Source organism: Maricaulis sp. (assembly GCF_030149235.1).
Lineage (GTDB): Bacteria > Pseudomonadota > Alphaproteobacteria > Caulobacterales > Maricaulaceae > Maricaulis.
The window spans coordinates 1-25,697 of the sequence record NZ_JASBRW010000047.1 but is presented as its reverse complement, the minus strand read 5'-3'; the positions used below and the strand labels follow the sequence as shown (position 1 = coordinate 25,697).

The 25,697-nt window shown below is 62.8% G+C and carries 25 protein-coding genes; 8 read left to right on the top strand and 17 right to left on the bottom strand.

Annotated elements, in window-relative coordinates; all coding sequences use genetic code 11:
- Positions 1–3: 3 nt before the first annotated feature.
- Both Q1V51_RS07055 and Q1V51_RS07050 read right to left on the bottom strand, forming a co-directional pair.
- A complete protein-coding gene (locus tag Q1V51_RS07055) occupies positions 4–2,061 on the bottom strand; it encodes a methyl-accepting chemotaxis protein (RefSeq protein ID WP_300554575.1) in 2,058 nt (685 codons plus the stop codon).
- A 134-nt stretch (positions 2,062–2,195) separates the two neighbouring features.
- A complete protein-coding gene (locus Q1V51_RS07050; protein WP_300554572.1) occupies positions 2,196–2,528 on the bottom strand; it encodes an energy transducer TonB in 333 nt (110 codons plus the stop codon).
- A 333-nt stretch (positions 2,529–2,861) separates the two neighbouring features.
- Between Q1V51_RS07050 and Q1V51_RS07045 the strand changes: the two genes are divergently transcribed.
- Positions 2,862–3,929: a malate/lactate/ureidoglycolate dehydrogenase gene (locus Q1V51_RS07045; protein ID WP_300554569.1), complete on the top strand. Its 1,068-nt coding sequence runs from the start codon at positions 2,862–2,864 to the stop codon at positions 3,927–3,929.
- Here the strand turns inward: Q1V51_RS07045 and Q1V51_RS07040 are convergent.
- The 10 genes from Q1V51_RS07040 to Q1V51_RS06995 form a co-directional block, all read right to left on the bottom strand.
- A complete protein-coding gene (locus Q1V51_RS07040) occupies positions 3,926–4,408 on the bottom strand; it encodes a thioesterase family protein (protein WP_300554567.1) in 483 nt (160 codons plus the stop codon). The two genes, Q1V51_RS07045 and Q1V51_RS07040, sit on opposite strands and share 4 nt — an antisense overlap.
- A 12-nt stretch (positions 4,409–4,420) precedes the next feature.
- Positions 4,421–5,851 carry a dihydrolipoyl dehydrogenase gene (lpdA, locus tag Q1V51_RS07035; RefSeq protein WP_300554564.1) on the bottom strand — a complete coding sequence of 477 codons (1,431 nt, stop codon included), beginning with the start codon at positions 5,849–5,851 and terminating at the stop codon, positions 4,421–4,423.
- A gap of 191 nt (positions 5,852–6,042) precedes the next feature.
- A complete protein-coding gene (locus Q1V51_RS07030; RefSeq protein ID WP_300554562.1) occupies positions 6,043–6,315 on the bottom strand; it encodes a hypothetical protein in 273 nt (90 codons plus the stop codon).
- A gap of 55 nt (positions 6,316–6,370) precedes the next feature.
- Positions 6,371–6,574, bottom strand: coding sequence for a hypothetical protein (locus Q1V51_RS07025; RefSeq protein WP_300554559.1), 204 nt, complete (start codon positions 6,572–6,574; stop codon positions 6,371–6,373).
- 26 nt (positions 6,575–6,600) lie between these two features.
- Positions 6,601–7,188: a TetR/AcrR family transcriptional regulator gene (locus tag Q1V51_RS07020; protein ID WP_300554557.1), complete on the bottom strand. Its 588-nt coding sequence runs from the start codon at positions 7,186–7,188 to the stop codon at positions 6,601–6,603.
- On the bottom strand, positions 7,189–7,638 hold the full coding sequence (locus Q1V51_RS07015; RefSeq protein ID WP_300554554.1) for a YiiD C-terminal domain-containing protein: 450 nt from the start codon (positions 7,636–7,638) through the stop codon (positions 7,189–7,191). It lies immediately after the preceding gene.
- 274 nt (positions 7,639–7,912) lie between these two features.
- Entirely contained in the window at positions 7,913–8,146 is a 234-nt protein-coding gene (locus Q1V51_RS07010; RefSeq protein ID WP_300554551.1) for a hypothetical protein, read from the bottom strand.
- A 126-nt stretch (positions 8,147–8,272) separates the two neighbouring features.
- Entirely contained in the window at positions 8,273–9,556 is a 1,284-nt protein-coding gene (locus Q1V51_RS07005; protein ID WP_300554548.1) for a dihydrolipoamide acetyltransferase family protein, read from the bottom strand.
- A 2-nt stretch (positions 9,557–9,558) separates the two neighbouring features.
- The gene (locus Q1V51_RS07000) at positions 9,559–10,572 is read right to left on the bottom strand and encodes an alpha-ketoacid dehydrogenase subunit beta (RefSeq protein WP_366522718.1); all 1,014 of its coding nucleotides are present in this window, start codon (positions 10,570–10,572) and stop codon (positions 9,559–9,561) included.
- Positions 10,573–10,574: 2 nt separating this feature from the next.
- On the bottom strand, positions 10,575–11,804 hold the full coding sequence (locus Q1V51_RS06995; RefSeq protein ID WP_300554545.1) for a thiamine pyrophosphate-dependent enzyme: 1,230 nt from the start codon (positions 11,802–11,804) through the stop codon (positions 10,575–10,577).
- A 286-nt stretch (positions 11,805–12,090) separates the two neighbouring features.
- On the opposite strand from Q1V51_RS06995, the gene Q1V51_RS06990 reads away from it, so the two are divergent.
- The 4 genes from Q1V51_RS06990 to Q1V51_RS06975 all read left to right on the top strand — a co-directional run bounded on the left by Q1V51_RS06990 (position 12,091) and on the right by Q1V51_RS06975 (position 15,003).
- Entirely contained in the window at positions 12,091–12,381 is a 291-nt protein-coding gene (locus Q1V51_RS06990) for a hypothetical protein (RefSeq protein WP_300554543.1), read from the top strand.
- A gap of 113 nt (positions 12,382–12,494) precedes the next feature.
- On the top strand, positions 12,495–12,974 hold the full coding sequence (locus Q1V51_RS06985; protein WP_300529171.1) for an Lrp/AsnC family transcriptional regulator: 480 nt from the start codon (positions 12,495–12,497) through the stop codon (positions 12,972–12,974).
- A 13-nt stretch (positions 12,975–12,987) separates the two neighbouring features.
- Positions 12,988–13,569 carry a TetR/AcrR family transcriptional regulator gene (locus Q1V51_RS06980; RefSeq protein WP_300554541.1) on the top strand — a complete coding sequence of 194 codons (582 nt, stop codon included), beginning with the start codon at positions 12,988–12,990 and terminating at the stop codon, positions 13,567–13,569.
- 45 nt (positions 13,570–13,614) lie between these two features.
- Entirely contained in the window at positions 13,615–15,003 is a 1,389-nt protein-coding gene (locus Q1V51_RS06975) for a S41 family peptidase (protein ID WP_300554538.1), read from the top strand.
- A gap of 65 nt (positions 15,004–15,068) precedes the next feature.
- On the opposite strand, the gene Q1V51_RS06970 is transcribed toward Q1V51_RS06975, so the two are convergent.
- Complete coding sequence (locus Q1V51_RS06970) at positions 15,069–16,256, bottom strand: thiolase family protein (RefSeq protein WP_300554535.1); 1,188 nt, start codon at positions 16,254–16,256, stop codon at positions 15,069–15,071.
- A 153-nt stretch (positions 16,257–16,409) separates the two neighbouring features.
- On the opposite strand from Q1V51_RS06970, the gene Q1V51_RS06965 reads away from it, so the two are divergent.
- Entirely contained in the window at positions 16,410–16,820 is a 411-nt protein-coding gene (locus Q1V51_RS06965) for a CPBP family glutamic-type intramembrane protease (RefSeq protein WP_300554533.1), read from the top strand.
- Here the strand turns inward: Q1V51_RS06965 and Q1V51_RS06960 are convergent.
- From Q1V51_RS06960 to flgK, 4 genes are all read right to left on the bottom strand, one after another.
- Positions 16,817–17,530: a hypothetical protein gene (locus tag Q1V51_RS06960; protein WP_300554532.1), complete on the bottom strand. Its 714-nt coding sequence runs from the start codon at positions 17,528–17,530 to the stop codon at positions 16,817–16,819. The genes Q1V51_RS06965 and Q1V51_RS06960 overlap by 4 nt on opposite strands.
- 33 nt (positions 17,531–17,563) lie before the next feature.
- Positions 17,564–18,778 carry a tRNA 2-thiouridine(34) synthase MnmA gene (mnmA, locus tag Q1V51_RS06955; RefSeq protein WP_300554530.1) on the bottom strand — a complete coding sequence of 405 codons (1,215 nt, stop codon included), beginning with the start codon at positions 18,776–18,778 and terminating at the stop codon, positions 17,564–17,566.
- Positions 18,779–18,931: 153 nt separating this feature from the next.
- Entirely contained in the window at positions 18,932–19,846 is a 915-nt protein-coding gene (locus tag Q1V51_RS06950; RefSeq protein WP_300554528.1) for a flagellin, read from the bottom strand.
- A 14-nt stretch (positions 19,847–19,860) separates the two neighbouring features.
- Positions 19,861–21,999, bottom strand: a complete 2,139-nt coding sequence (gene flgK / locus Q1V51_RS06945) for a flagellar hook-associated protein FlgK (RefSeq protein ID WP_300554526.1) — start codon at positions 21,997–21,999, stop codon at positions 19,861–19,863.
- 507 nt (positions 22,000–22,506) lie between these two features.
- Here flgK and Q1V51_RS06940 point away from each other — a divergent pair.
- Together Q1V51_RS06940 and Q1V51_RS06935 are read left to right on the top strand one after the other, a co-directional pair.
- Positions 22,507–24,867: a flagellar hook-length control protein FliK gene (locus tag Q1V51_RS06940; RefSeq protein ID WP_300554524.1), complete on the top strand. Its 2,361-nt coding sequence runs from the start codon at positions 22,507–22,509 to the stop codon at positions 24,865–24,867.
- Between the two features lie 11 nt (positions 24,868–24,878).
- Positions 24,879–25,553 (top strand): flagellar hook capping FlgD N-terminal domain-containing protein, encoded by a 675-nt coding sequence (locus tag Q1V51_RS06935; protein WP_300554522.1) that lies wholly within the window; start codon positions 24,879–24,881, stop codon positions 25,551–25,553.
- The last annotated feature ends 144 nt before the right edge of the window (positions 25,554–25,697 follow it).

The following is a 25,697-nucleotide window of genomic DNA, read 5'->3' as shown; positions in this document are numbered from 1 at the left end:
CAATTAAGCGGTGCGGACCTCGTCGAGGAACTGCTCGACGGACGTCTTGAGGGTCTCAGACTGGCGTGACACCGCCAGCGATGCCTCGAGCACCTGACCCGCGCTTTCGCCGGTCTCCGAGGTCGCCTGGTCGACTTCCTGGATGTTGGAGAAGACCTCGCGGGTACCGTCTGCTGCTTCCTGCGCGGAACGGGTGATCTCACTCGCAGCCGCGCGCTGTTCTTCCATTGCCGCAGCGATTGCGGTGGCGATCTCGCTCATCTCGTGAATGGTGCCGCCGATCGAGCCCATGGCTTCCACAGCCTTGGAAGTCGCAGACTGGATACCACCGATATGCTCGGAGATGTTCTGCGTCGCGTTACCGGTCTGGCTGGCCAGGGCTTTCACCTCGGAAGCCACGACCGCGAAGCCCTTGCCGGCCTCACCAGCCCGTGCCGCCTCGATGGTCGCGTTCAGGGCCAGCAGGTTGGTCTGCTCGGCGATGTCGTTGATGAGGTTGACGATGTCATCAATGCTCTTGGCGGCATCATTGAGCGCCTGCACGTCGACATTGGTCTGCTCGACCTGGTCAACGGCATTGCCGGCGATTTCGGTTGAGCGGGAGATCTGCTGGCTGATTTCGCCGATCGAGGAGACCATCTCCTCGGCGGCGGCGGCCACAGTTTGTACGTTCTGCGACGCGCCTTCCGACGCCTGGGCCACAGCGGCAGACTTGCCTGTCGTGGCCGCAGCCGTCGAGCTCATGGCGCGAGCGGAAGTTTCCATCTGGGTCGCGGCCTCGTTCACCTGGCTGAGAGCGCTGGTGGACGCTTCCTCGAAGGCCTGGATCAGGCTTTCCACCGCAGCGGAACGCTTCTCCTTCATGCGGCGCTCTTCTTCGGTCTCAGCTTCCAGTCGAGCGCGCTCGATCGCGTTCTGGCGGAAGACGTCGACCGAACGGGCCATGTCGCCGATTTCGTCACGGCCCGGCGTGAAGCCAAGTTGGACCTCGCTATTACCCTCAGCCAGCGCACTCATGGTGCGTGCCATGGCGCTCAGGCGGGCCAGAACCATGTTGGACACGTAGAACCAGGCGATCGCAGCGGCGATAATCAGGCCAACGGCCGCAATGATAATCAGCAGGATGCGTCCGGTCAGGACTGCGCCATTGGCATTGGCGGTGGCCGCTTCGACGCGGCCATCCACTTCGCCTTTGAAGGCATTGACGCGAGACAGAAGGGCTTCTGCCGCGATACGGGCTTCCTCGGAAACGCGCTCTGCCTCGGTGACAGCCTGCAGCTCGGACTTGCGCAGCTCGAACACGCCCGCTGCACCTTCGCCATACCCCAGGAGGGCATTGGCGCTTGTGCGCATTTCGTCGGTGACGATATCGCCGAGAATGGCGATGTTCACATCCAGCTCGCCCAGGGCCATGTCGAAATCATCGAACAGGGCATCGACTTCAGCGTCAGAGGCGGCGACGTCGGTTTCTGTGTACTGGATCAGGATCTGATTGGCGGCCACGAGCGTGCGGAGCAGGCTCTCGATATCCGCCTCATCGCTATTATCGAGTGCGCCTTCAACGCTCTCTGTCAGGGTCACGCGAGCCTGACGGGCTTCGCTGGTGACATACCAGCGGCGGTCACGGATTTGCAGGCGCTCACCGACAACGCCATTCATGGTGTCGACGAGGGTGGCCAGGTCTTCAACAGCGGTCGCCAGCTGAGCGGTTTCGTTGTTTCCTGACATCTGACGCAGCGAAGACAGATTAGCGAGGAGGCCATCCCGCATCTCGGTCAATCGCGAATAATTCGTCAGGCGCGCCTCAACAGTCGGGGACAGAGCAAAGGCCTGGAGCCCTTCGGCCATCGCCTGGCTTTCCTCGCTGACCCGGGCGGCCGCTTGAATTTCGGGAATTGAACGGTTGGAAATTTGCTCCACCGCGTAATTAGCCGAGTTAAATCCGAAAACGCCGACACCCGCTGCAACAAGCGTCATCGCAGCAGAAAGCCCGAAAGCGGCCAGCAACCGCACGCGAATGCTGGATGTCTTTTCGTTAAGAGCGGCGAAAAAGGAATTCATGGCCTCAAATCCTCCCGACAACGAGTCGGCAATTACAAAAAATCACGGCGACGCTACCGCGCCGCCGTAAATGAATTCTTATTATTATTTTCGCGTTTCAGTTCTGATGCTGATTTGCGTGGTCTGGATTAACCTTAGCCGCCGAGATTGAAGTCGAAACGTTGCTCCAATCCCTCGGTTGCAGCTGCGGCCGGCGCATAAGCCCACCCTTCAATGGCGCGCAAAACGGCGCGATCAAAGACGCCCGCAGGCTCCGATTCGACCACAGTGGGATTCTGAACGCTGCCGTCTTCGGCAACCGAATACTGGACCACTGCATAGCCCTCGATGCCGCGACGCTCAGCACTACGCGGATAGGACGGTGCCTCAACGGACGTGCGTTCGCGGTCCTGTGCACTCGCCGGAGCAGCCGCGAAGCTCATCGCCGTCATGGCTGCCGCAATAAACATGATACCTGCCGTTTTCATCGACATTCCCTCATCCATCTCAAAGTCGCGCCGTGGGGATTTCCCTCTTCTGACGCCAAGGTTATCTCTGCGAGGCTGTTGCCGCCTCGACGTGATGAAGAATGGCAAAGACCGATTGCTAAACTTTTAAATCGAATCGAAAATTTCAGCTCAGGCTGCGTTTAATTTCACAAATTATTTCAAAAATTTAACTCTGTAAAATTTTACTCAAATCGACTCTGTGCCAATTCGGAACGGGTTTGGCTTTCAAGTGTAGTTAATATTCGACTAAACAAAGGGAATTGTTTTTATCGACCCCTCTTTCATGGTCCCCGCCACGCAGATTGATCTTCGATGATTGCCAATGAACGCCGCTTTGCCGCCCCGGACCTGACCGCCTTCGCCCAAGGCCTGGTTCGCTCAACCGGAGCGAAGGACACGGATGCCGCACGGGTGGCCGAACACCTGGTCGAGGCCAATCTGAGCGGTCATGACAGTCACGGGGTCGGCCTGCTACCCGCCTATATCCGTCACGCCCAATCCGGTCTGGTAAAGCTGGATGGCGAACCGGAGGCGATCACCGACACCACCGTGCTCACCCAGATGCATGCCCATTCTTCCTGGGGCGCCCCCAGCGCGGACGCGCTGTTTGCCCGTGCCGCGCCAAAAGCCCGTGCCCACGGGCTGAGCTGCGCCACCCTCGCCGATGCCCACCATCTGGGCCGCGTCGGTGCCTATGCGGAACGCCTGAGCGTGCAGGGGCTGGTGTCGATGCACTTCGTCAACGTCACCGATCACACCCCGCTCGTTGCGCCCTTCCGCGGCTCTGATGCCCGCTTCGGGACCAACCCGGTCTGTATCGGCTTTCCCGCGTCCAACGAGCGCGGTGCATTCCTGCTCGACATGGCCACCAGCCGCATCGCCCTCGGCAAGGTCCGTGTCGCCGCCAATAAGGGGCTGACCGTCCCCAAGGGCGCCCTGCTCAACGAGCACGGGATGGAAACCACCGATCCCAGCGGCATGACCGGTTTCGAGGTCAAGGGCGCCCTCACCCCGATGGCCAGGCACAAGGGCTATGGTCTCGCCTTCGCCTGTGAGCTGCTGGCCGGCGTCCTGTCGCGCTCGGGCACGATCCAGCCGGCCAAGGCGCGCCGCGGCGGCATTCTCAACTCACTCTTCTCCATCCTGATTGACCCGGCCGCCTTCGGTGACCCGGCCTGGATGGCCGAGGAAATCGACGCGGTGAGCGATTATGCCACCCAATCCCCGCTGATGGACTGGGACAGCCCGGTCCTCGTCCCGGGCGACGCCGAACGCGCCTGGCGCGGCAAGCGCGAACGCGACGGTGTACCGCTGGACGAAATGACGATCGATCAGTTGAATGAGGCCGCGCAGGCGGCCGGCATTGACGCGCGCCTTTAAAGCAAGCCGGCAACCCCGAACGTGTCCAGCACATCGCCCGCCACCCGTTTGGGCCGGCGCGTTGCGGTGTCGATTCGGCACCATTCCGTCACCGCCCGGGCAGAGAAGCGTTTGGCGCCCGGCTTGCGGATATCGACATGACGATCAAAGCGCGGGCCATGCACCCGACCAAGCCAGGTGCGGATCTCGGCGGTTTCGCCGGGCAGGATCGGGTCGCGGTATTCGATCGTATGCTTCAGCGCTACCCAGACATCGCTCGCGATCTGCTCAGGCGGTGAAACGGTATGCCAATGAGTAATCGCGACATCCTGCACCCAGCGCAGATAGACGACATTATTGACGTGGCCGAGCTCGTCGATCTCCTCCGGTGCCACCGTACGAGACCGCAGAAAGGCCGTCTCGAAGGAGATACAGCCAACGCCCTCCCCCTCGAACTGGCGCTCCGTGCTCATCCGGCTGGCTAGCGGGTGATCGCTCATCTCCCCTCGACCTTACTTCTTCGGTGCGGAAATATGGATCGGGTGCCCCAGCGCGGTCAGGGCCGCCTCGGCGAAGCCCTCGGTCAGGGTCGGGTGGACGTGGATGGTGCCGGAAATGTCTTCCAGGCGCGCACCCATTTCGACCGCCAGGGCAAATTCACCTGACAGCTCGGAGACATGCGTGCCCACGGCGTGGATGCCGAGCACGACATGGTCGGACTTGCGCGCCGTGATGCGGACAAAGCCGCCATCCGTGCCCGCTTCCATCGACAGGTAGCGGCCCGAAGCGGCGAGCGGGAATTTGCCGACAATGGTCTCTTCGCCCTTGGCCTTGGCCTGGTCCGGGGTCAGGCCAACGCCGACGACTTCCGGCTCGGTAAAGCAGACCGCGGCAATGGAGACCGGGTCATGAACCCGGCGGTGGCCGGCAATGATCTCGGCGACCATTTCACCCTGAGCCGTCGCCTTGTGCGCCAGAAGCGGTTCGCCGACAACATCGCCGATCGCGAACACGCCGCGCATACCGGTGCGACACTGATTATCGACCTTGATGAAGCGGCCATCGACCAGGTCGAGGCCCATATTCTCCAGACCCCAGCCGTCGAGGCAGGCTTTGCGGCCGACCGCGACGAGGATCTTGTCGGCTTCGATCGTCTGCAGCTCGCCCTTGGCGTCTTCATATTCAAGCACGGCCTTGCCGTCCCGCTCGGACATGCCCTTGGCCTTGCAGGACAGGTTGACCGCCACCTTGTGCTTCTTCAGCCACATGGTGATCGGGCGGGTGATCTCCTTGTCATAGAGCGGCAGGATACCGTCAGAGGCTTCGATAAAGGTCACCTCGGAGCCCAGCTTGCGGAAGGCAATGCCCAGTTCCAGCCCGATATACCCCGCACCGACGACAACCAGCTTTTCCGGCTTCTCGGTCAGATCGAGGGCGTCGGTAGACCCGATCACCTTGTCGCCGAACGGCAGGAAAGGCAGCTCGACCTCGACCGAACCGGTGGCCAGGATCACGTGCTCAGCCGTGATCTCGACCTGTTCGCCATTGTCCATGTCGACAAGGCAGGTCTTGGCATTCTGGAAGCTCGCCCACCCGGCAATGTGCTCGGCACCGGCAGCCTTCAAGAGCTGGCCGACGCCACCGGTCAGCTTGGAGACGATACCGTCTTTCCAGCCCACCAGCTTGCCCATGTCGAGCTTCGGAGCTTCGGCCAGCGAGATACCCAGCACGTCACCCTCGGCATGCTTGGCCATTTCCCCATACTTGGTCGCCGCATGGATCATCGCCTTGGAGGGGATGCAGCCGCGATTGAGGCAGGTTCCACCGAGCCCGTGCTTGTCGACGATAATCGTGTCCAGTCCCAGCTGACCGGCGCGGATCGCCGCCGGATAACCACCCGGACCACCACCTACAACAAGAACCTGGCAAGAGCGTTTCTGCATGGGAGAGCCTCTTGAGAAAGAAATGTGCGCGAATGCGCGGAATATCGCGAGCCGTTTAGACGCTCAGGCAGGAAAGGGAAAGGGTTTGTGCTCAGACACGGAAAGCCACGTGCTTTTTTCGGCGCCTGCAGCCCGCCAAGAAAGGCGCGACCCATCGCATCCGAGGGCTTCGGCCCGGTTCCGGAGAAAAGCTAGCGTTCCTGATCGGCCTTGCGGGACAGATAGACCAACACACCGATCGTCCCGCCAACCAGGACAATGGACCAGCCGATAATCGGCACGAGGGGCGGCCAGGCAAAGCCGTGCAGCAAGAAGCCGTAGACAATCATGGCCAACGTAAAGCCGAATATGCCAGCACTGGTTCGCCACAGGCTGCGCTCGAGCTCATCGAGCGTCTCCTTTGGCGTGTCATTGGGGTGGTCCCAGGAACTGTGCCAGAATCGGTAGCGATACTTCTTTCCCATCGGCTCAGACTAGGATGTTATCGCGATAGGAGTGAGGGGGATTGTCTGGCGAACCTTACCGCGCAAGGAAGCGGCGCCCCAGCGTCCAGGCGACTGCAGCAATAATCACCGCCAGCGCAGACCCGAACACAATGCCGGGCAGGCTGTGCGGCTCGATGCTCAGACGCTGATAGTTGAACATCAACAGGAAAACGCCCACGCCCCAGACGGCGATGGCGCTAATGGTCAGGGACCAGATCTGTTTGACGAGCTCAGGCATGCCCCTAATTGGCGCGGATTGTCGTCTCAGGTCAAGCGCAGAACCTGCCCCTCGATCACGCCGGTGACCTGCTCGACCAAAAACGCCTCCAGAGCGTCCGGCGAGCGCGGTGCGAGCGTCATCGAGGCGGCCAAAGTAATCAGACCGTAACTCGCTCCCAGCGCGGCAAAGACCAGATTGCGGACGATTTCCTCCGGCGCGTCTGGCCCCAACAAGGCCTGGCCCGCGATCATGAAGTACCCGAGCAGTGCCCGCACGCTCTGCTCGGGGACGCCCTCATCAAACAACCGCTCCCGCGGCTGGCTAAGCATGAGGGCGTAGAGTTTCGGCCGGGCGAGCGCGAAGCGGATCGACACCTCGAAGTCGCGCTTCAGGTCCGGCGTCGACCCGGCCGCCTGCATCGCCTCGAGCAGGTCGCCGTAGCCCCGGGCCGCGACTTCGGTGAGCAGCCCCTCCCGGTCATCGAAATGGCGATAGATGGCCCGGTGGTCGATCCCGACACGCGCAGCGACCGCGCGCATGGTCACCGCCTCCGGACCGCCCGCCTCGGTGAGCGCCAGCGCTGCGCTTATGGCCTCTGGCCGCACCTCGCCATGGTGATAGCGCCGCGCCACCTAGCCCAGCTTCTTGATATGCCAGGCCACCGTCATCTCGGCGCAGGTATTCTCGTCGGCATCACGGATATCGACATGGACATCGAACACGACCTTGCCGTCCGCGTGGAAAGCTTTGAGCGCATCCTCAGCCGGGATGCTCGCCGTCGCGATTGCCTTGATATCGGTCTTGGCCGTCTTTACGTATTTAATCGAGGCATTCGCCGCGACGGGACGGGCCGCCAGCAGCTGGTCCGCCAACAGTCCCCCCATCGCCGCACCCGAGGCGGCTTCTCCGAGCGTGAACATCGCACCGGCATGCATGGTCTGGATATGGTTCTCAACCTCGGGCCGCTTGCTCAAACGGGCCACACCCCGCTCGCCATTCAACTCGACAAGCTCCACGCCGATATAGCCGGCAAAGGGCACATTATCGGTCATGTGCTGGCGGATCATTTCGTAGATTTCCATCGGCTCAGCCTCTTATGTCACCATTGGTGACATAAGATATAGGGCAAGCGGGAGGGTGTGGGAAGGACGCAGTTGAATTCAGACCGCAAAAGGGGGGCGCTGAGATTCCAAACCACACTTTCCCCGGATTTATTCCGGGGCCTGGCGGAAATGAACACGTCAATGACTCCTGGAACCCTCAGCGCCTGGAGTCATCGACGCTGAGATACCGCCGGGCCCCGACATGAAGTCGGGGGAACTGACAGGCCCCTCGGCGCAGTTGAGTTCATAAACGTTATCGCCGCCTCTTGCGGAAGGCGCGGCGGCGAGGCCGCTGCATCTGCAGCCAAGCTGAGCGGGCAGCGATATAAATCAGCAGCCCGAAAAAGGTTACGGCCAAGCCCGCGGCGCTCGCGACCGGCGACCAACCCCAGAGCTTCGGTGCGAAAACCATCGACAGCATACCGGCGCCACAGACGGATATGGCCAACCCCCAATTATCGAGCATCCAGCTCCAGGCGCGGAACATCAAACCCTCTTTGCGACACCTTCAAGGGTATCCGAGAGAGGTAAGAACAAAAAAGCGGGACGCGCCGTCAGCGCATCCCGCTCTTGAATGTCTCTGGCTCCCTGCCTGCGCGGGGATGCCCGCCGGTCACATGAACAGCGTCGCCGGGTTTTCCAGATAGCCTTTGACCCGCTGGATCAGCATGGCGGCATCATAGCCGTCGACGATGCGGTGATCGAAACAGCTCGACAGGTTCATCACCTTGCGCGCGACCACCTGACCATTGTCATCGAAGCGTGGCAGGGTCTGCATCTTGTTGACGCCGATGATCGACACTTCCGGTGCATTCAGGATCGGCGTGGTGACCAGACCACCGATCGCGCCGAGCGAGGTGATGGTGATGGTCGAACCGGAAAGCTCATCCTTGGTGCATTTGCCGGCCTTGGCGGCGGCGCCGAGACGCTTCAGCTCACCGGCGATCTGCCAGATGTCGAGCGCTTCGGCATGCTTGATGACCGGCACCATAAGACCGTTCGGCGTCGCCGCAGCGACACCGGCATGGATCGCGTCGAACTTGGTCAGCACCATGTTCTCGCCGTCAAAATGGCTGTTCGCCTGCGGCGTTTCCGGCAGCGCCTTGGTCAGCGCCATGACCAGGAAGGGAATGAAGGTCAGCTTGGCCTGATCATCCGACTTGGTCGCATTGAGATGCTTGCGCAGCTCTTCCAGCGCCGTGACGTCGATCTCCTCGACATAGGCGATGTCGGGGATGGTGCGCTGGGCGTGCGACATGTTCTCGGAGATGCGGCGACGCAGGCCGATGATTTTCTCTTCCGTCACACCGGTGCGCGGGGCACGGCCGGAACCCGACCCGCCGGCCTTGGCGACCAGGCGGCCACCGGCGGCGATAAAATCATCCAGGTCGGCATGGGTGACACGGCCGGCCGGGCCGGTTCCCGGCACGGAGGACAGATCGATATCGGCTTCCAGGGCCCGCTTGCGCACGGCCGGGCTGGCCAGGGCGCGGCTGCCCTCCGGGCGCGCGGCAACAGCCGGTGCTGTGGGAGCGACCGGAGCCGGTGCCGGAGCAGGCTCTGCCTTCGGCGCGGGTGCCGGAACAGCGTCTGCCTTCGGCGCCTCCTCGGCCGGCGCTTGTGCCGGTGCGGCTTCTTCTTCGGCCGGAACTTCGCCGTCCACGGCAATGAACATGATCTGGGTACCGACCGCGATCACCTCGCCTGGCTCGCCGACCAGCTTGGTGACGACACCGTTCACGGCGCAGGGAATTTCCACCGTCGCCTTGTCGGTCATCACATCAAGAACGTGCTGGTCCTCGCTGACCGTATCGCCTTCCTTGACGTGCCATTCGACAATCTCCGCCTCGACGATACCTTCGCCGACATCGGGCATCTTGTAGCGATATTCGCTCATGATCAGGCCTCCAGAACTTCGCGGATGGCGTTGATGAAACGCTGCGGGCCCGGGAAATAGGCCCATTCATGTGCATGCGGGTAGGGCGTGTCCCAGCCGGTGACGCGCGCGATCGGCGCCTCGAGAGCATAGAAACACTCTTCCTGGATCTGCGCAGCCAGCTCGGCAGCAAAGCCCGAGGTGCGCGGCGCTTCCTGGGAGACGATGCAGCGGCCGGTCTTGTTGACCGAGGCGGCGATGGTCTCGATGTCATAGGGCACCAGCGTCTTCAGGTCGATGATCTCGGCATCGATGCCTTCGCGCTCGACCGCTGCCAGGGCGACATGCACCAGCGTGCCATAGGCGATGATGGTGACGTCATTGCCCTCGCGGACCACTTCCGCCTTACCGATCGGCAGGGAGTAGTGACCTTCCGGAACCTCGCCCTTCTCATGCTTGGCCCAGGTTTCCAGCGCCTTGGTGGGGTCACCGTCGAACGGGCCGTTATAGAGGCGCTTGGGCTCGAAGAAGACGACCGGGTCCGGGCTCTCGATCGCGGCGATCAAGAGGCCTTTGGCGTCATACGGGTTGGATGGCATGATCACCTGGATGCCGGGCACCTGGGTGAAGAAGGCTTCCGGGCTCATCGAGTGGGTCTGACCACCGCGGATACCGCCGCCGCAAGGCGTGCGCACCACGACCGGCGTGGTGAACTGGCCGGCGGTGCGATAACGGATACGCGACAGTTCGGAGACGATCTGGTCGATCGCCGGGAAGATATAGTCGGCGAACTGGATCTCGGCGACGGGCTTCAATCCCTTGGCTGCCATGCCGATCGCCATGGCGGTAATGGCCGCCTCATTGATCGGTGCATCGAAGGAACGGTCGAGACCGTATTTTTCCTGCAGGCCGGCGGTGACACGGAAAACGCCGCCGAAATAACCCGCATCCTCACCGAAGGAGATGACGTTCGGGTCCTTCTCCATGGCATTGTCGAGCGCCGAATTGAGGCTCTGGATCATGTTCATCTTGGCCACGATTAAACTCCCAGATCCTGACGCTGGCGGCGCAGGCGCCAGTCCGGTTCGGCATAGACATCTTCGAAAATGCTTTCGACCGGCGACAAGGGCCCGTCATGCAGGGTGCCGAAGCTTTCCGCTTCCTTGTAGGATTTGATCACGAGCTCATCGAGTTCCTTCTCGAGGGCGGCGTGACGCTCCTCATCCCACTCGCCCTGACCAATCAGGTGCTGCTTCAGGCGCTCGATCGGGTCACCCAGCGGCCATTTGGCTTCCTCGCCTTTCGGGCGATAGCCGGACGGGTCATCCGAGGTAGAGTGCGCGTCGGCGCGATAGGTATAGCTTTCGATCACGGTTGCACCGAGGCCCGCACGGGCGCGCTCGGCCGCCCATTGCGTTGCCGCGTAAACCGCGAGGAAGTCATTGCCGTCGATGCGCAGCGTGGCGAGGCCGTAGCCCTGGCCCTTGAGCGCAAACGTCTCCGCCTGACCGCCGGCAATACCCTGGAAGGTCGAGATCGCCCACTGGTTATTGACGACATTGAGAATGACCGGCGCCTTGTAGGTCGAGGCCAGGACCAGTGCCCCATGGAAATCGCCCTCGGCGGTGGAACCTTCTCCAATCCAGCTCGCCGCGATCTGGCTCTCACCCTTGTATTGGCAGGCCATGGCATAGCCGACCGCCTGCGGGAATTGCGTTGTCAGATTGCCCGAGATGGAGAAGAAATTGCCCTCGGCCCAGGTGTAGTGCACCGGCAGCTGGCGGCCCTTGAGATTATCGCGGCTGTTGGAGATGCAGTGGCACATCATGTCGACAATGTCGCGACCGCGGGCAAACAGGATGCCCTGCTGGCGGTAGGAGGGGAAGACCATGTCGCCCTTGTCCAGCGCCATCGCGGCGGCGACGGCAACAGCCTCCTCGCCCGTCGACTTCATGTAGAAGCTCATCTTGCCCTGGCGCTGCAGCTTGAGCATGCGGTCGTCATAGACCCGCGTCAGCACCATGTGCTTGAGACCTTCGCGCAGCACGTCCGCGTCCAGCTTCGGATCCCACTCGCCCACGGCCTGGTGGTTGTGGTCAAGGACACGCACCAGAGAGGTCGCCAGATCGCGCGTCTCGTGAGCCTCGACATCGGGCTCGGGGCGCTTGGCTTCGCCGGCCGGTGGAACCTTGATATGGGAGAAGTCGGGCGTATCGCCGGGCCGCACATGCGGCGCGGGAACGTGGAAGCGGGGATCGGTCTGCGTCATGGGCTCTCGCAATGACTGCGGCGGAACTGCCTGGATATGCGCCCCGGGGAATGCCGGTTGCGCGAGGGGCGTCTAACGCGGATGGCAGGGCCTTGTCCAGCGCTGGATCAATGTGCCATTTGCGCGTGCAAATCTGCAGCAATCCGGATGAATTTCGCGACCAAAGGATGTTTGCCGCAAAAATTCGTCGCCACCCAGGGGCCATTCCAGACCGCACAACCCAAATGGTTGCGCTCACAGAACGAAGCGGGGTTAGTTATCGCCTCGAAATCCGGGGATCGAAATCATGATCAAAAAGCCAGTCGGCGCGCTGATCGGCGGTGCCATCGGGGTGCTTGTCATTCCGGTTTTCTTCGGCCTGTTCATCTACTTCGTGGCCGACCGCAACCCACTGCCGATCCTGATGAGCCTGGCCGCTCAGCCTTTCGTCCTGGTCATTGCGGCGAGCTTCGGCCTGTTCGGCGCCTTCATCGGCGGCAATCCCGGCTCGGGCAAAGGCGATGGCAGCGGAGGCGGCGGCTTCATCGATGGCGGCGGAGATTTTGGGGGCGGCGGCGGCGACTGTGGTGGCGGCTAGAGCTACTCCTCCCAACACGAGCCTTGCCTGACCTTGGATCAATGTGCCATATGCGCCATCGATAACGCTCCGCGTTGCACAAATTTCGCCGAAAACGGGGGTTTCGGGCAAAAATGATCGCCGACCTTGATTCCGTAGACGTCCGCATTCTTGAAGCGCTGCAGGAAGATGCAGGCCGCTCCGTAGCCGATATTGCCGAGATTGTCGGCCTCACTCCCTCGCCCTGCTGGCGCCGCATCCGCCGGCTGGAGACCGAGGGCATTGTCCGTCGCCGCACGGTTCAGCTCGATCGCCGCACGCTTGGCCTGATGTTCACCGCCTATATCGAGGTGAAAATCTCACCGGCGCGCAAGGCCAATTTCGAGAAATTCGAAGCCGCGATCCAGAGCTTCCCGGAGGTCACCGAGGCCGTCACCATGACCGGCCCGTCCGACTATCTACTCAAGGTCGTGATGCCGGATATCGACGCCTATAACGACTTCGTCTCCGACAAGCTCATCCCGCTGGACGTGGTCGGCGATTTCCGCACCTCCGTGCAGATTCGTAACGTCAAGGACAGCACCGGCCTGCCCCTGGGTCATATCGAGGGCTAGCGGGAGAAACGGCTTGGCCGGACGGCGCGAAGAAAAGAAACAGGCGGTCCGGCAGGCGATTTATGACGCCGCCCTGCGCCTGATTGAACGCGATGGCTATGACACGGTCAGCGTCACCGATATCACCCGCGCCGCTGGCATCGCCAAGGGCACATTCTTCAACCACTTTCCAACAAAGGCCGATATCCTCGCGGCCTGGTATGACGCCTTGATCGCCGACTATCTCGCAGCGCAGTTACCTCAGGGCGAGCTGATCGACAGCCTGCTCGAACTGACCATGGGCATCGGGCGTCTGACCCGGCAATATCCCGAGATGTGGCGCGCCAAGAATATCGAGGCGCCGCGGTCGCAAAGCCTGCGCGTTGTCGAACAGGACACCGATCGCCAAGTCGCCGACCGGATTGAGGCTTTGCTGCGCAGCGCCAACCTGCCAGCACAAGCCCCCGACCCCAGACACCTCGCCGACCTCATCCTGGCCCTGGCCACCGGCACCTGGCGGGAGGCGATGGTTACCGACCAGCTGGACGATGCCCCAGATCGTATGCGGCAGCGGCTGCAAACCCTGCTCGGCACGATTGGCGCTTGCCATTCCTGACGCGAGACCATAAAGGTGACCGCGGTCATTTTTGGAGCTTCACCCATGCGTCGCCGTTTTCTGATCCCTGCCCTCCTCACGCTGGTTACCAGCGCCAGTGCGTGTGCGGCTGAACCGGTTCGCCAAGACATTCTCGGCGAGGACAGCGTTCTGGCCGCGGCGCAGGGCGTGTGGCGATCACACGAAAGCGGCTGGATCCTCGAGATCGACGAGGACGGGATTACCCGCTGGCAGGACACGCCGGCCGCCTGCTATCCCAGCCCGACTGACGGCCCGACCCTGATGGGGCAGATCGAGTACCGCTATTTCACGGCCATCAGCGCCGACACGGCGCGCTTCCAGTACCTACCCGGCGATGGTCATGCCCGCTTCGAGCGCCTCGACGCGCTGCCAGCGCACTGTACTGCGAACCTCGACACCTCGCCGCAGGCCGTCTTCGACGTCTTCGTATCGGTGTTCGAACGGCATTACGCCTTCTTTGACGCCCGCGGTGTCGACTGGCCGGCCCAGGTCGGCACGGCACGCCGCCAGCTCAGAGGCGACATGAGCGAGGCCGAGCTATTTGATCTGCTGGCCGGCATGATCGCCCCCCTGGGCGACAGCCACACCAAGCTGATTGCCCAAATTGACGGCGAGCGCCGACGGGCCCAGTTCGGCCTTGGCGACACCCTGCCCCGCATTGACGCCACACTTGGGGAAACGCCGTGGCTTATCGGCCTGATCCAGCAAACAGTCACGGATGTCCTCGACGAGGACGCACAGCATATCGCCAATGACCGCATCATAACCGGAACGATCGATGACCGGGTTGGCTATCTGCAATTTTTCACCATGGGCGGGTTCGTAACCGAGTTTGAAGCTGGCACGCCACAATGGGCCGCTGCCGAGCTCGCGGCTCTCGACACCATCATGGACGAGGCCCTCACACAGTTCGAGGGAATGGACGCCGTCATTCTCGACCTATCCAATAATCGCGGCGGCTATGATGCGGTTTGCCGGTCCATCGCCTCGCGCTTCACGGACGCACCGTTTCTTGGATATGCCGTCAGCGTCGGCAATGAACCGGAACCGGTCGCCCGCTACACGATTGAGCCCGCCGAAGGTCCGCGCTTTACCGGCCCGGTTTACGTGCTCACGAGCGATGTCACCGTGTCCTGCGGCGAGATCACGACAATGATGCTGCGCCAGCTTGAGCACGTCACCCAGGTTGGCGCGACGACGCGCGGCGCCTTTTCCACCCCGCTCGCCAAGCCCTTGCCCAATGGCTGGTATCTGGAATTGTCCAATGAGAGGTTCGAGGACACATCCGGAACCGCCCATGAAGCGCGCGGACTTGAACCTGATATAGCGATCCACCCCTTCCCGGAAGACTCGCCCGTGGCGGGGCATGCGGCAGCAATCGCGGCGATACTGGCCGATCTCGATCCCCGCTAGAGCGAGAAAAAGGGCGGCACCATCGGCACCGCCCTCTATCATCTCATCGGAGCTGAGGTCGCTTGCTACATACGCTCGACAGCAATCGCCGTAGCTTCGCCGCCGCCGATGCAGAGAGAAGCAACGCCCTTGTTCTTGCCATGCTTTTCCAGCGCGGAGAGCAAGGTCACCATGATGCGGGCACCGGACGCGCCGATCGGGTGGCCCAGCGCACAGGCCCCGCCATTGACGTTGACCTTGTCGTGGGAAATGCCGAGCTCTTTCATGGCGATCATCGGCACGACCGCGAAGGCTTCGTTGATCTCCCACAGATCGACATCATCGGTCGTCCAGCCCGCGCGCTCGAGAACCTTGCGCATGGCGGGAACCGGGGCGGTGGTGAAGTATGCAGGCTCGTGAGCGTGGGCCGCGGTGGCAACGATCTTGGCCAGCGGCTTGAGGCCACGGCGCTCCGCTTCCGACGAACGCATCAAGACCAGGGCAGCAGCACCATCCGAGATCGCCGAGGCGTTGGCGGCGGTGACGGTACCGTCCTTGTTGAAGGCCGGGCGCAGGGACGGGATTTTCTCCGGCATCGCCTTGCGCGGCAATTCGTCGGTGTCGACGGTGATCTCGCCCTTGCGGGTCTTGATCGTCACCGGGGTGATTTCGCGGGAAAAGTCGCCCTCTTCCGCAGCGCGCTGGGCGCGAGCCAGGGTTTCCAGCGCATAGGCGTCCTGCTGCTCGCGGGTGAACTGATGTTCCTTCGCGATCATGTCAGCGAAATTGCCCATCGGGCCGCCTTCATAGGCATCTTCCAGGCCGTCCTGGGCCATGTGGTCCTTGACAGTGTCATGGCCGTATTTGAAGCCGCCGCGATGGCTCGGCAGCATGTGCGGAGCATTGGTCATGCTCTCCATACCGCCGGCAATGATGATGTCGGCATCGCCGGCCATGATCGAGGCCCGGCCCATGATCGCCGCCTGCATGCCGGAGCCACACATCTTGTTCAGCGTAGTGGCTTCAACGGACTTGGGCAGACCGGCCTTGATCGCCGCCTGGCGCCCCGGGGCCTGGCCCTGACCAGCCATGAGCACATTGCCCATGACAATCTGGTCAACGTCTTCGCCCGCCACACCGGCTTCTTCCATCGCGGCCTTCACCGCTACGGCACCGAGTTCATTCGCGGATTCGCTGGCCAGTTCACCCAGCAGGCCACCCATCGGGGTGCGGGCCATGCCGACGATGACGACCGGATCGTCCATTGCGCTCATGTGAAATCTCCTTGCAAAGACTTGGGGCGGGATGCCGAACGGTTTTAGTCTGCGCGCATGTTGAGAAGATGCGGCACTGCGTCAAGCCTTTTCGCACATGCAGCAGGCGTACTCCGCCCTCCTGCAAAACTGCGCCATTACTGGCAATCCCTTATGATTACGGCACTCTTTCTTGTCGTGGCCGGATATGTCGGACTTTGGTCTGACCTCTTCAAGGTCGCTTGGGCAGTTGAATGGCCGTCATTCGCGATTGTCGCCGGGGTGACATTCGTCGTGCCGTCGCTGGCTGAGGAGCTGGTCTTCCGCGCGGGGCTGGCGGGACGGACCAGCTCCATACGCGCTGCCGCCGCCCTGGTCGCCTTCATCCTCTGGCACCCGGCCCAGGTCTGGCTCGGCCTGCCCATGGCGCAGGACATCTTCCTGGACTGGCGCTTTTTGATGATCACCGGGGCGCTCGGTGCGACCTGCACACTTCTCTACCGCCTGACCGGATCAATCTGGCCGGCGGTCATTCTGCATTGGCTGGTGGTTCTGGCCTGGAAAGGCCTGACGGCGCCGGCCTAATCGGCTGCGCCGGCCAAAGTCCCCGCCAGAGTGCGCAATTGCCGGGCCCGGCGGGTGTCACGATGCAGATGCAGCGCCCCGTCGCGGCCGCGTTCCAGCATGGTGGCCAGGGTCAGGCAGGCCTCGCGATCCCCGGCCTCACAGCCTGCCTCGCAATAGGGCGCCTTGGGCAGATAGCCCGGGCGATTGCCAAAGCAGGCCTCGGCCCGTGCCGGCGCGGCATCGCCGCCGGTCGCTACGAGGACATCCGTCCAGACGGCACAGGCATCGGAAAAACCGCGCACACAGCCCAGCTCACCATGCTCCAGCGCCTCCGCCAGATCTCCGGGACCATTTCGATCAAACAATTCCCGCGCCGCCTGGAAACAGGCCATGTCCGATCCGTTACGGCAGCCCTCGCGCACCATGGGCAGGAAAGCCCCGCGGTCATTGCGCATGGGGGCGTAAGGGTTGGGTCGGCCGATCCGCTCGAACTTCCAGCACGACCCGTCCTGACCAAAGCGGCAGCCCAAGATACGCAAACGCACCTGTTCGTCGGAGAGCCAAAACGTCTGGTCACCGCGCTGACCGAGCTGGGCCGCATAGGCACAGGCATACCCCTCCCCCGCCTCGCAACGGGCGACATGCTCGATATAGGCCGGCGTGCCGACCTGGGCTGCTGCCGGGGCAGACAGGCCGAGCAGGAGAAGTATGAAAGCGATCAGTCGCATGGGCATGATCATAGGGCCGCGAGACCGGACGCGCTAGCCGATAAGCCGCACGCCGGACCCGCTCGCCTTTCCGCCAGTGGCCGCGATCCAGCCCCCACCGAGGACGCGGTCCTCATTATCGGTGGAGTAGAAGACACAGGCCTGGCCCGGCGCGACACCCTCCTCGCCTTCAGCCAGCACGACACCGACCGTGTCGCCATCAACTGACAGTGCGGCGGGAACAGGCGGCCGGGTCGAGCGGACCTTGACGCGCACGGGGGCGCCATCGGCGAGGTCTTCGTCGCCCAGCCAGTTGACGTCATTCAGGCGGATCGTATCGACCTCGAGTGCTTCGCGCGGACCGACCACGACCTGCGCATTCTCCGCATCGAGCCGCACGACATAGAGCGGGTCACCCGCAGCAATGCCCAGCCCCCGGCGCTGGCCGACCGTATAGCGGATCACGCCTTCATGGCGGCCCAACACCCGGCCATCAACATGCACAATCTCGCCCGGGCGCGACGCGCCGGGCCGGACTTTCTCGACAATGTCGACATAGCGGCCATTGGGCACGAAACAGATATCCTGGCTGTCCGGCTTGTCGGCCACGATCAGGCCAAAGGCCTCGGCCAGCTGCCGGGTCTGGTCCTTGTTGAGATGTCCCAGCGGGAAGCGCAGGAAGTCGAGCTGTTCTTCCGTCGTGGCGAACAGGAAATAGGACTGGTCCTTGCCCTGATCCGCCGCCCGGCGCAGCTCTGGCCCCTGCTCGCCCATGACGCGCTGGATGTAATGCCCCGTCGCCATGCACTCGGCACCGAGCTGTTTCGCGGTCTCCAACAGATCAGCAAATTTGACCGTCTGATTGCAGCGCACACAGGGAATGGGCGTATAGCCGGCCAGATAGGTGTCCGCGAATTCCTCGATCACGGCTTCGCGGAACCGACTCTCATAATCGAGCACATAGTGCGGAAAGCCGCACTCCTCCGCGACGCGCTTGGCGTCGTAAATGTCCTGACCGGCGCAGCAGGCACCCTTCTTCTGGATCGCCGCACCATGGTCGTAGAGCTGCAGCGTCACGCCGACCACGTCATAGCCAAGATGGTGCAAGAGCGCCGCGGTGACAGAACTGTCGACCCCGCCGGACATGGCCACAACGACACGATGATCGCCAGGTTTGCCGCCAAGACCGAGCGGATCGCCGGACAGGTTGAGATCGGAAAGCAGAGCATCGACAGACGCAATGGCGCCGCCGGTCGCGGAAGTAGTCATTTACGCCTCCAGCGGGGTCAAGGCCCGCAGCAAACGGTGAATAAGGTGGCGGGTATATAGGGGATGGAGTGCGCGGCGGCAAATTTGCGGTGGGATGAGCATGCCGTCGGGGCGTTAAAAACGCCAGACTAGCGAATTCGGACCGCCCGCCAATTATCGCAGGAAGTTCAGCAGCGAGACCTGGCTCAGCGAGGAGAAGGTTCGCGCCGAGACATCCAGGGCCGTCTGGGCCTGCTGGAAGCGGGTCGCCGCGTCGGCCATGTCGACATCCTCCATGTCGCCGATGAAACGCTCGAGGAAGCCCTGTCGATCCTGGTGGCTGGAGATCAGGGTTTCGACATGCGCCTGGGACGACCCGGCCTCACCGGTCTTGTTGATGATATTGTCGATCGCCGCGATGACGTTGCCGACCTCGGTGGTCACGAAGGTCTGCTGCACATCGGTCATCGGCTGCACGAAGGGGCCGTTGACTCCGTTTTCGAAATCGACAATGCGCTTGAAGGCGTCCATCAGCGGACCTGCAACCTCGTCGGCCAACATGCCGACATCGACCGAGATCTGCTGGTCCAGCTGAGCCGCCGGGCGGCGCTGATTATTCTCGAAGACCTCGGCGGCGCTGCCCAGTGGGAGCAGGTCATTGAGCGAAGCGACATTGACCGGCGCGATATCAGACCGCGTGCCGCCAAAGATGAAGGCCCCGGAATGGCGCGTATTGAGGGTGTTGACGACGCTGTTAAAGATCTCGCGGACCTCGTGCATCATGTAATTGCCGTCCTTGGTGGTCAGCGCCATGCGCAGATCCGTCGCCGCATCATTGAGACGATTCAAGGCGGTGTCCTGGGCCTCAAGCCGGGCCTGGGCGCGGACGCCGGCCTGCTCGTAGGCCTTGGAACGAGCCAGCGCCGCGCGGGTGGCGCTCAGCGTCTCGGCCTCCTGGCCCACCCCCTTGAGATCGGTCGCCTTCTTGCCGGTGATCAGCTCTTTTTGCGTTTCGAACACGCTGCGCTGCGCTTTCATCAGATCCATCAGGGCGGTCTGCGACGCAGCAAAGGTTGAAATACGGGCCATGGGTCAAAAGCCTCCTAGAGCATGTTCATCAGCGTATCGGCCATTTCCTTCGCCGCCTGGAGCATGCGCGCCGAGGCATTGTAGGACTGCTGATACATGGTCATCGACGCCAGTTCCTCATCGAGATTGACCCCCTCGACATCGGCCCGTTTCTGGGCCGCTGTCTCCATCAGAACACTGGCACTTTCAGCTTCGCTTTCGGCCCGCGCAGCACGCGAGCCGACCATGCCGGCGAAGCGGGCGGCATAATCATTGAGATTGGCGTTGGACTGGGCCAGGGAGCCGGCCGCATTGAAGGTCCGGGTTTCGCCCAGCGACTGCTGCAGCAGAATACCGCCGCGATTATCACCCGAACTCAGCACGACATCACCGGCCACCGTCGCCGCATCAATATCCAGCTGGCCCAGGGCCAGCAGGTCAGAATTGGCCCGGATCGCGGTGTCGACCGAGAAAATCTCGGCCCGGCCGGCACGGGCATCCAGCCCCACGCCGAACAGCTCGGAGAAAGACAGGCCGGAACTGGTCCGCGCCGTGGTATCGCCGGACAGGTTGACATCAAAATTCTCGAAACCCGAGACCGGCGTCTGGATCAGGCGGCCCTGGGCATCCAGCGACAGTGTGACATAGCGGCCGACACCGTTCGCCGGGTCGTTGATCGCGGTGATGAGGTCGTTGAAGGACTGGCCGGCGACGATCGGGACATTCACCGAGGCCACGGAACCGCCGCTCGCCGTCTTGACTTCATAGGTCACGGACTCACCGGCCGAGAACAGGTGCGGCCGCGAACCATTGACGCCGGTCTCGAAGAAATAGGGCCGCTCAGAGCGAACAATGTCGTTGAGACCAAAGAAGTGCGAGAAGCCGCGACCGCCACGGTCGGACGGGTTGGCCGGGTCCTGCAGGATGGACACGCCATTACCGGCGACATCGGCCTGCAACGTCATCACGCCATTGGAAAAGCTCATCGAGCCATTGGCACCCAGCGCGGCATCGATCGCCGTCGACAGGGTGCCGATCGTATTGCCGATCCCGACCGCTGCGCCACCATCGACCGAAAGGGTCGCCGCATCGAAGTCCACATCCACACGCGAGACCAGCACGCCAGTCGCATCGCTGACGCCGATCGTCATCTGACCGGTGAAATAGTGATAGTCATTCACATCCCAGCCGGTATTTCCACCCGTCAGGATCTGAGGGGCCGGATAGGCCGACGAATTATTGTGGGCTGCATTCAGCGTGTCAGCAAAGCCGGCCGTAAGCTCGGCCAGCTCTTCCGCCATCTGCGGCAACTGGACATCGCGCAGCTCCATCAGCCCGCGCAGCTCACCGCCCATGATGTGACTGTTCAGCTCAACGGGCACCCCGTTCGGCGGCACCGCAGAGATACTGCCATAGCTGGTCTTGAACGCGCCGGTCCCCGCCGGCTGATAGGTGATGTTCATGGCGAAATTGTCCATCAACAACACGCCGTCTTCGGTCCGCACCACGACCCGGCCATCGGGCTGGGTGGTCGCGCGGATATCCATGATACTGGCCAGCTCGTCGAGAAGCTCGGACTGGCGATTGGCAGCACCGGAATTGTCACCGCCGCCTGAGGCCAGGTTCTGCACGCTGGTATTGAGCTCGAACAGCTCGCCAAGGATCTCGTTCACCCGCTGAACATTGGAATTGATACGGGCGTCTGCTTCCTGTCGCTGCTGCTTGATCTCGATCGACAGACGCGTGGTCTCGTCAAAGAAGCTGTCGATATCAGCCGCGGCAGACAGGCGTGCGACAGACAGGGACGGGTCCACGCTGGCCTGCGACAGGCTGTCGAACACCTTGTTCATGCGTGCGAACATGGAACCGGGGTCATCCAAACCACCGAACTGGGCTTGCACGCGGTCCAGTGCGGTCGCCAGGGCGCTGGCGCGCCCCTCATCGCTGATCGCATTGATTGATGCGGCCTGGAGAAATTTATCGGCGATACGGGTGACGCCCTGGATCTCGACGCCCATCGCGGTCCCGCCGACATTGCGCGAGACCAGGTTCGGCGTCGTGCGGGCGTAGCCGGGCGTATTGACGTTGGCGACGTTGTTGGAGGCCGAACGCAGACCCACCTGGCTCGCATTCAGACCCGTCAGGGCATTCCCAAGGACACCGCTCAGCGACATGGCGAGCTCCCTTCATTGCGCATAATTTCACGCGTAGGCCGGCGAATAATGCCGCCGGACCGGCAAGCCTTGCCCACATCGAGCGCACTCAGCAACAAGGTGCCAAGGCGCTCAGAATGCTGACAAGTAACTGTTTTCGCGTTGTCTTTCATGCGCTTTCAAATCCGTACAGGGCACGACCGTGTGCGCGCCGTATGATTAACATCGCAATCGGCGGGCCAGTTTCGCGCCACTCCCGGATTCAGGTCCCGGATCGGTGAAAATGCCACCGCCGGATGCCGTCTCGCTCTGCCCACCCCGGAACCCGGCAGCATCGGCCTAGCAGGCGGCAGAAAGCGCCGGGCCAGCCCGGAATTTACAGGTGTTACCACGAAATTAACACATATTTTCAATTGGTTGTGTGATTTTCTGAATGGCACGACGCTTGCGGATGATGAGGCGGACCATCGCCACCCCGGCGTTGGGCGTTTGAAACGAGTGACCAGAAGCGACATGCAAGCCAGCCTGTTGAGTACGACATTTCTAAGTGGGTCTGCAGCCACCACGACGACCGACGGTCTGACCGGTGCCGGCACCACGGCGGGCAATGCAGATGGTCAGCCGACCGGGCTGTTCGATTCCCTGTTACCGCAGCAGCAGAGCGTAGCCACTGCCGCCACAGCGCAAGCTGCCCCCAAGCCGCAATCACCGGCCACGCAAAACGCCCCCTCTCCTGATGATATGGCGCAAGCCAGCCCGGACGGCGCCTTGCTGATCACCGAACCGGTGGATGCCGCCGCGATCGCTCCGGCGAATATGCAGGTGCCGACCGCACCCGCGCTGCCGCCCGGGACCGCACTGCTGCAGCCGACCACAAACCCGGGGCCGTCGATCCTGGACCAGGCCGCCCGCGCAGAAGCCATGCTGAAAGCAGCAGGTCAGACAAGCCGCAATGCCGGCCAGGACATTGCTCCGGCGGCGGGCTCGGCGACCGATGCAAATCCGGCGCTTGCCACTGACCGGCCCGTTATCAATACACGTGCGAACATACCGGCACCGGCCTTCTCGGCTCCGCCCGTGACGGGAATGACGGCTGATAGCGGACCAACCATCAATCCGGGGCCGGTCGGTCTGACCCTGCCCCCGCAAACATCGCTGCACCAGGCGAACCCGGTTGAATCCAGCCCGGCGCTCGCTGCAGGCGTATCCAATCCGGTCCGCTCACCTGTCACCGCAACGGACGCGAACCCTGTGGCAACAGCGGCGGCGCAGCCCGCTGCGACGCTCGGCCCTGATGCCCTGGAGCAGACCGCGCGAGCCAATGGTCAGGTCGCTCAAGTCGAGACAGCCCAGGCTGACGCCCTCGCCGGCCGCTTCAACCAGCGCGCCGAATGGCTATCCAGCCGGATTTCTGCAGATGGCTATAATGGCGCCGCGCTCGCTGCCGCGCTGAACGCCAGTGGCCAGGCACCGGCCGACCCAACAATCACGCCGAACACCACATTGCCCGCATCACCGCAGGGCGATGTCAGCGCTGCGCTGGAACCCGGCAAACAGCCCACCATGGCAGTCGTGCCCGGCGATGCAAGCGGCGCGGAGGTGACGTCCGCTGTAAAAATGGCCGTGTCAAAGCCGGTGAATGTGTCAACGCCGGCCGGAACGGCGAACCCGCAAGTGTCAGCCGCCAGCGTCATGCCTCCGACGGCGCCGGAGGTAGCGGCTGCGGCAGCGACGCCCCCGGCCCCAGCGGCACCCTCAGCACTGCCCACCGGATTGCCGTCCATCCCGACGGGGCCCAACACGACGGCACCGGCGACGCCGGCCTTGGAGCCGCTGCCAGGCACCGGGCCTGCTCTGGCCGACCCCAGCATGGGCAAGCCGAAAATCGATGCAACGGGCACAAAGGCCGATCTAAAGCCTGACGTCACAGCGAGCGCTGCCAAGGGCGTGACCTTCAATCCGGAACCGGTTCAGCCCCGCCCCGCCGGTCAGACTGCGCCCGGCGCGACCATGACCGCGCCTGCTCAAATGCCGCCTGCTCAAGCCCAGTCGGGCATGACAGCTGAATCCGCCGCACCGGCTATCACGCCGGCACCGCCGCAACAGGCTCCCGCGTCGGCACCCGGCGTGCAGCTGAAGCAGAAAAACGCCAAGGCCGCCGCAACCAGCGCCGGGGCGACCGCCAATCCCAGCGCCAAGCCGGCCAGCGCCCCGGCTGCCACAGCCGCATCAACGGCCGATAGCGCCACCCTGACAGCCACGTCGACCGCCTCGGCAGCGGCCAAGCCAGTCACGACCGCGCCCTTGCCCGCCGACACCCTGCCGCCGCCCCTTCCGCTTGATGGCGGAAGCGGACTGCGCGCCGAGCCGGATCTGTCCCTTAACCGCATGGACGCCCGCCCGACCGGCCTGGAACGCTCCACGACGCCGGACGGCGCCCGCTTCACACCGCAGACCGCGACCAATCTGGCGGCCCAGATCCAGCGTCGTTTTGTGAATGGTGCCCGGGTCTTTGATATCCGCCTGGATCCGGCTGAGCTTGGACGTGTCGATGTCCGGCTGGAATTGTCACCGGATCAGCGCGTTCAGGCGATCCTGACCATCGAACGCCCGGAGACCCTGGCCGAGATGCAGCGCAATGCGCGCGAGCTGGAGCGGGCCCTGGCCGAGGCGGGACTGGAAGTCGGCGATGACGGGCTGGAATTCCAGCTTGGCAGCGACACGCACTGGGAGGATGCCGAGGATCAGCTCGATGAGGACATGATCCCGGTCTTCCAGGAAAGCGAATATCTCGAACTGGCCGAAACGGCCGTCGAACCCCAAGCAGAACATGAAGCCTATGGCTTCCGCCTGGCCGGCGGACGCGACCGGCTGGACATGCGGATTTAGGACGAGAACCCATGGTCGACATTTCCCAAATCACCGGCTCGCTCGGCTCCAATAGCGCCCTGTCCAGTCAGAGTGCGAGCCTCGGCGACAATTTCGAAATGTTCCTCACCCTGCTGACCGAGCAGATGAAGAACCAGGACCCGCTTGATCCGCTGGACTCGACCCAGTTCGTCAATCAGCTGGTCGATTTCTCCAGTGTCGAACAGCAAATCCAGCAGAACCAGAATCTGGAAAACCTGCTCCTGCTCCAGGCGGCCTCCGCGCAGAACTCTGCCGTTTCCTATATCGGCAAGGTCGGCGTTGCCGAGACTAATCAGTCTACGCTGAGCAATGGCAGCGCCAGCTGGGATTACGTCCTGCCAGAGGACAGCCGCCAGACAACGCTCGTGGTCAAGGACGCGGCCGGCCGTGAGCTTGGCCGCTATGACGGCTCCAGCTCGACCGGGACCCACAGCTTTACCTGGGACGGGCGCGACAGCGCCGGTTCCGTCATGCCCGATGGCGCCTATTCGCTCGAGATTCTCGCTGCGGACGCCGACGGCAACACGCTAGCGCCCACCATCCGTGCCTCGGCCAGGGTGACGGGCGTGGATCTGTCCGGATCCGATGTCATCGTTGAGATGGGCGGCATTCGCGTCCCGCTCTCCTCGATACTCTCACTCAGAGACGGAGAGACCCCCGTCTAATTCTCTCAGGCCGCCGGCCTGAACCCGGTCGCCAGAAGGGCGGTCCGGTCAACCTTGAAAGCAGAAGGCTCCCTTTGTCGTTAAACGCAAGGAGCATGCAATGAGCATCAATTCCGCGTTACTGGCCGGCGCTTCCGGCCTGAT

Bases quoted from the DNA above. Each gene is read 5' to 3' on its own strand.
- Q1V51_RS07055 (WP_300554575.1), bottom strand. From the start codon at position 2,061: ATGAATTCCTTTTTCGCCGCTCTTAACGAAAAGACATCCAGCATTCGC.
- Q1V51_RS07050 (WP_300554572.1), bottom strand. From the start codon at position 2,528: ATGAAAACGGCAGGTATCATGTTTATTGCGGCAGCCATGACGGCGATG.
- Q1V51_RS07045 (WP_300554569.1), top strand. From the start codon at position 2,862: ATGATTGCCAATGAACGCCGCTTTGCCGCCCCGGACCTGACCGCCTTC.
- Q1V51_RS07040 (WP_300554567.1), bottom strand. From the start codon at position 4,408: ATGAGCGATCACCCGCTAGCCAGCCGGATGAGCACGGAGCGCCAGTTC.
- lpdA (WP_300554564.1), bottom strand. From the start codon at position 5,851: ATGCAGAAACGCTCTTGCCAGGTTCTTGTTGTAGGTGGTGGTCCGGGT.
- Q1V51_RS07030 (WP_300554562.1), bottom strand. From the start codon at position 6,315: ATGGGAAAGAAGTATCGCTACCGATTCTGGCACAGTTCCTGGGACCAC.
- Q1V51_RS07025 (WP_300554559.1), bottom strand. From the start codon at position 6,574: ATGCCTGAGCTCGTCAAACAGATCTGGTCCCTGACCATTAGCGCCATC.
- Q1V51_RS07015 (WP_300554554.1), bottom strand. From the start codon at position 7,638: ATGGAAATCTACGAAATGATCCGCCAGCACATGACCGATAATGTGCCC.
- Q1V51_RS07010 (WP_300554551.1), bottom strand. From the start codon at position 8,146: ATGTTCCGCGCCTGGAGCTGGATGCTCGATAATTGGGGGTTGGCCATA.
- Q1V51_RS07005 (WP_300554548.1), bottom strand. From the start codon at position 9,556: ATGAGCGAATATCGCTACAAGATGCCCGATGTCGGCGAAGGTATCGTC.
- Q1V51_RS06995 (WP_300554545.1), bottom strand. From the start codon at position 11,804: ATGACGCAGACCGATCCCCGCTTCCACGTTCCCGCGCCGCATGTGCGG.
- Q1V51_RS06990 (WP_300554543.1), top strand. From the start codon at position 12,091: ATGATCAAAAAGCCAGTCGGCGCGCTGATCGGCGGTGCCATCGGGGTG.
- Q1V51_RS06985 (WP_300529171.1), top strand. From the start codon at position 12,495: ATGATCGCCGACCTTGATTCCGTAGACGTCCGCATTCTTGAAGCGCTG.
- Q1V51_RS06975 (WP_300554538.1), top strand. From the start codon at position 13,615: ATGCGTCGCCGTTTTCTGATCCCTGCCCTCCTCACGCTGGTTACCAGC.
- Q1V51_RS06970 (WP_300554535.1), bottom strand. From the start codon at position 16,256: ATGAGCGCAATGGACGATCCGGTCGTCATCGTCGGCATGGCCCGCACC.
- Q1V51_RS06965 (WP_300554533.1), top strand. From the start codon at position 16,410: ATGATTACGGCACTCTTTCTTGTCGTGGCCGGATATGTCGGACTTTGG.
- Q1V51_RS06960 (WP_300554532.1), bottom strand. From the start codon at position 17,530: ATGCGACTGATCGCTTTCATACTTCTCCTGCTCGGCCTGTCTGCCCCG.
- mnmA (WP_300554530.1), bottom strand. From the start codon at position 18,778: ATGACTACTTCCGCGACCGGCGGCGCCATTGCGTCTGTCGATGCTCTG.
- Q1V51_RS06950 (WP_300554528.1), bottom strand. From the start codon at position 19,846: ATGGCCCGTATTTCAACCTTTGCTGCGTCGCAGACCGCCCTGATGGAT.
- flgK (WP_300554526.1), bottom strand. From the start codon at position 21,999: ATGTCGCTGAGCGGTGTCCTTGGGAATGCCCTGACGGGTCTGAATGCG.
- Q1V51_RS06935 (WP_300554522.1), top strand. From the start codon at position 24,879: ATGGTCGACATTTCCCAAATCACCGGCTCGCTCGGCTCCAATAGCGCC.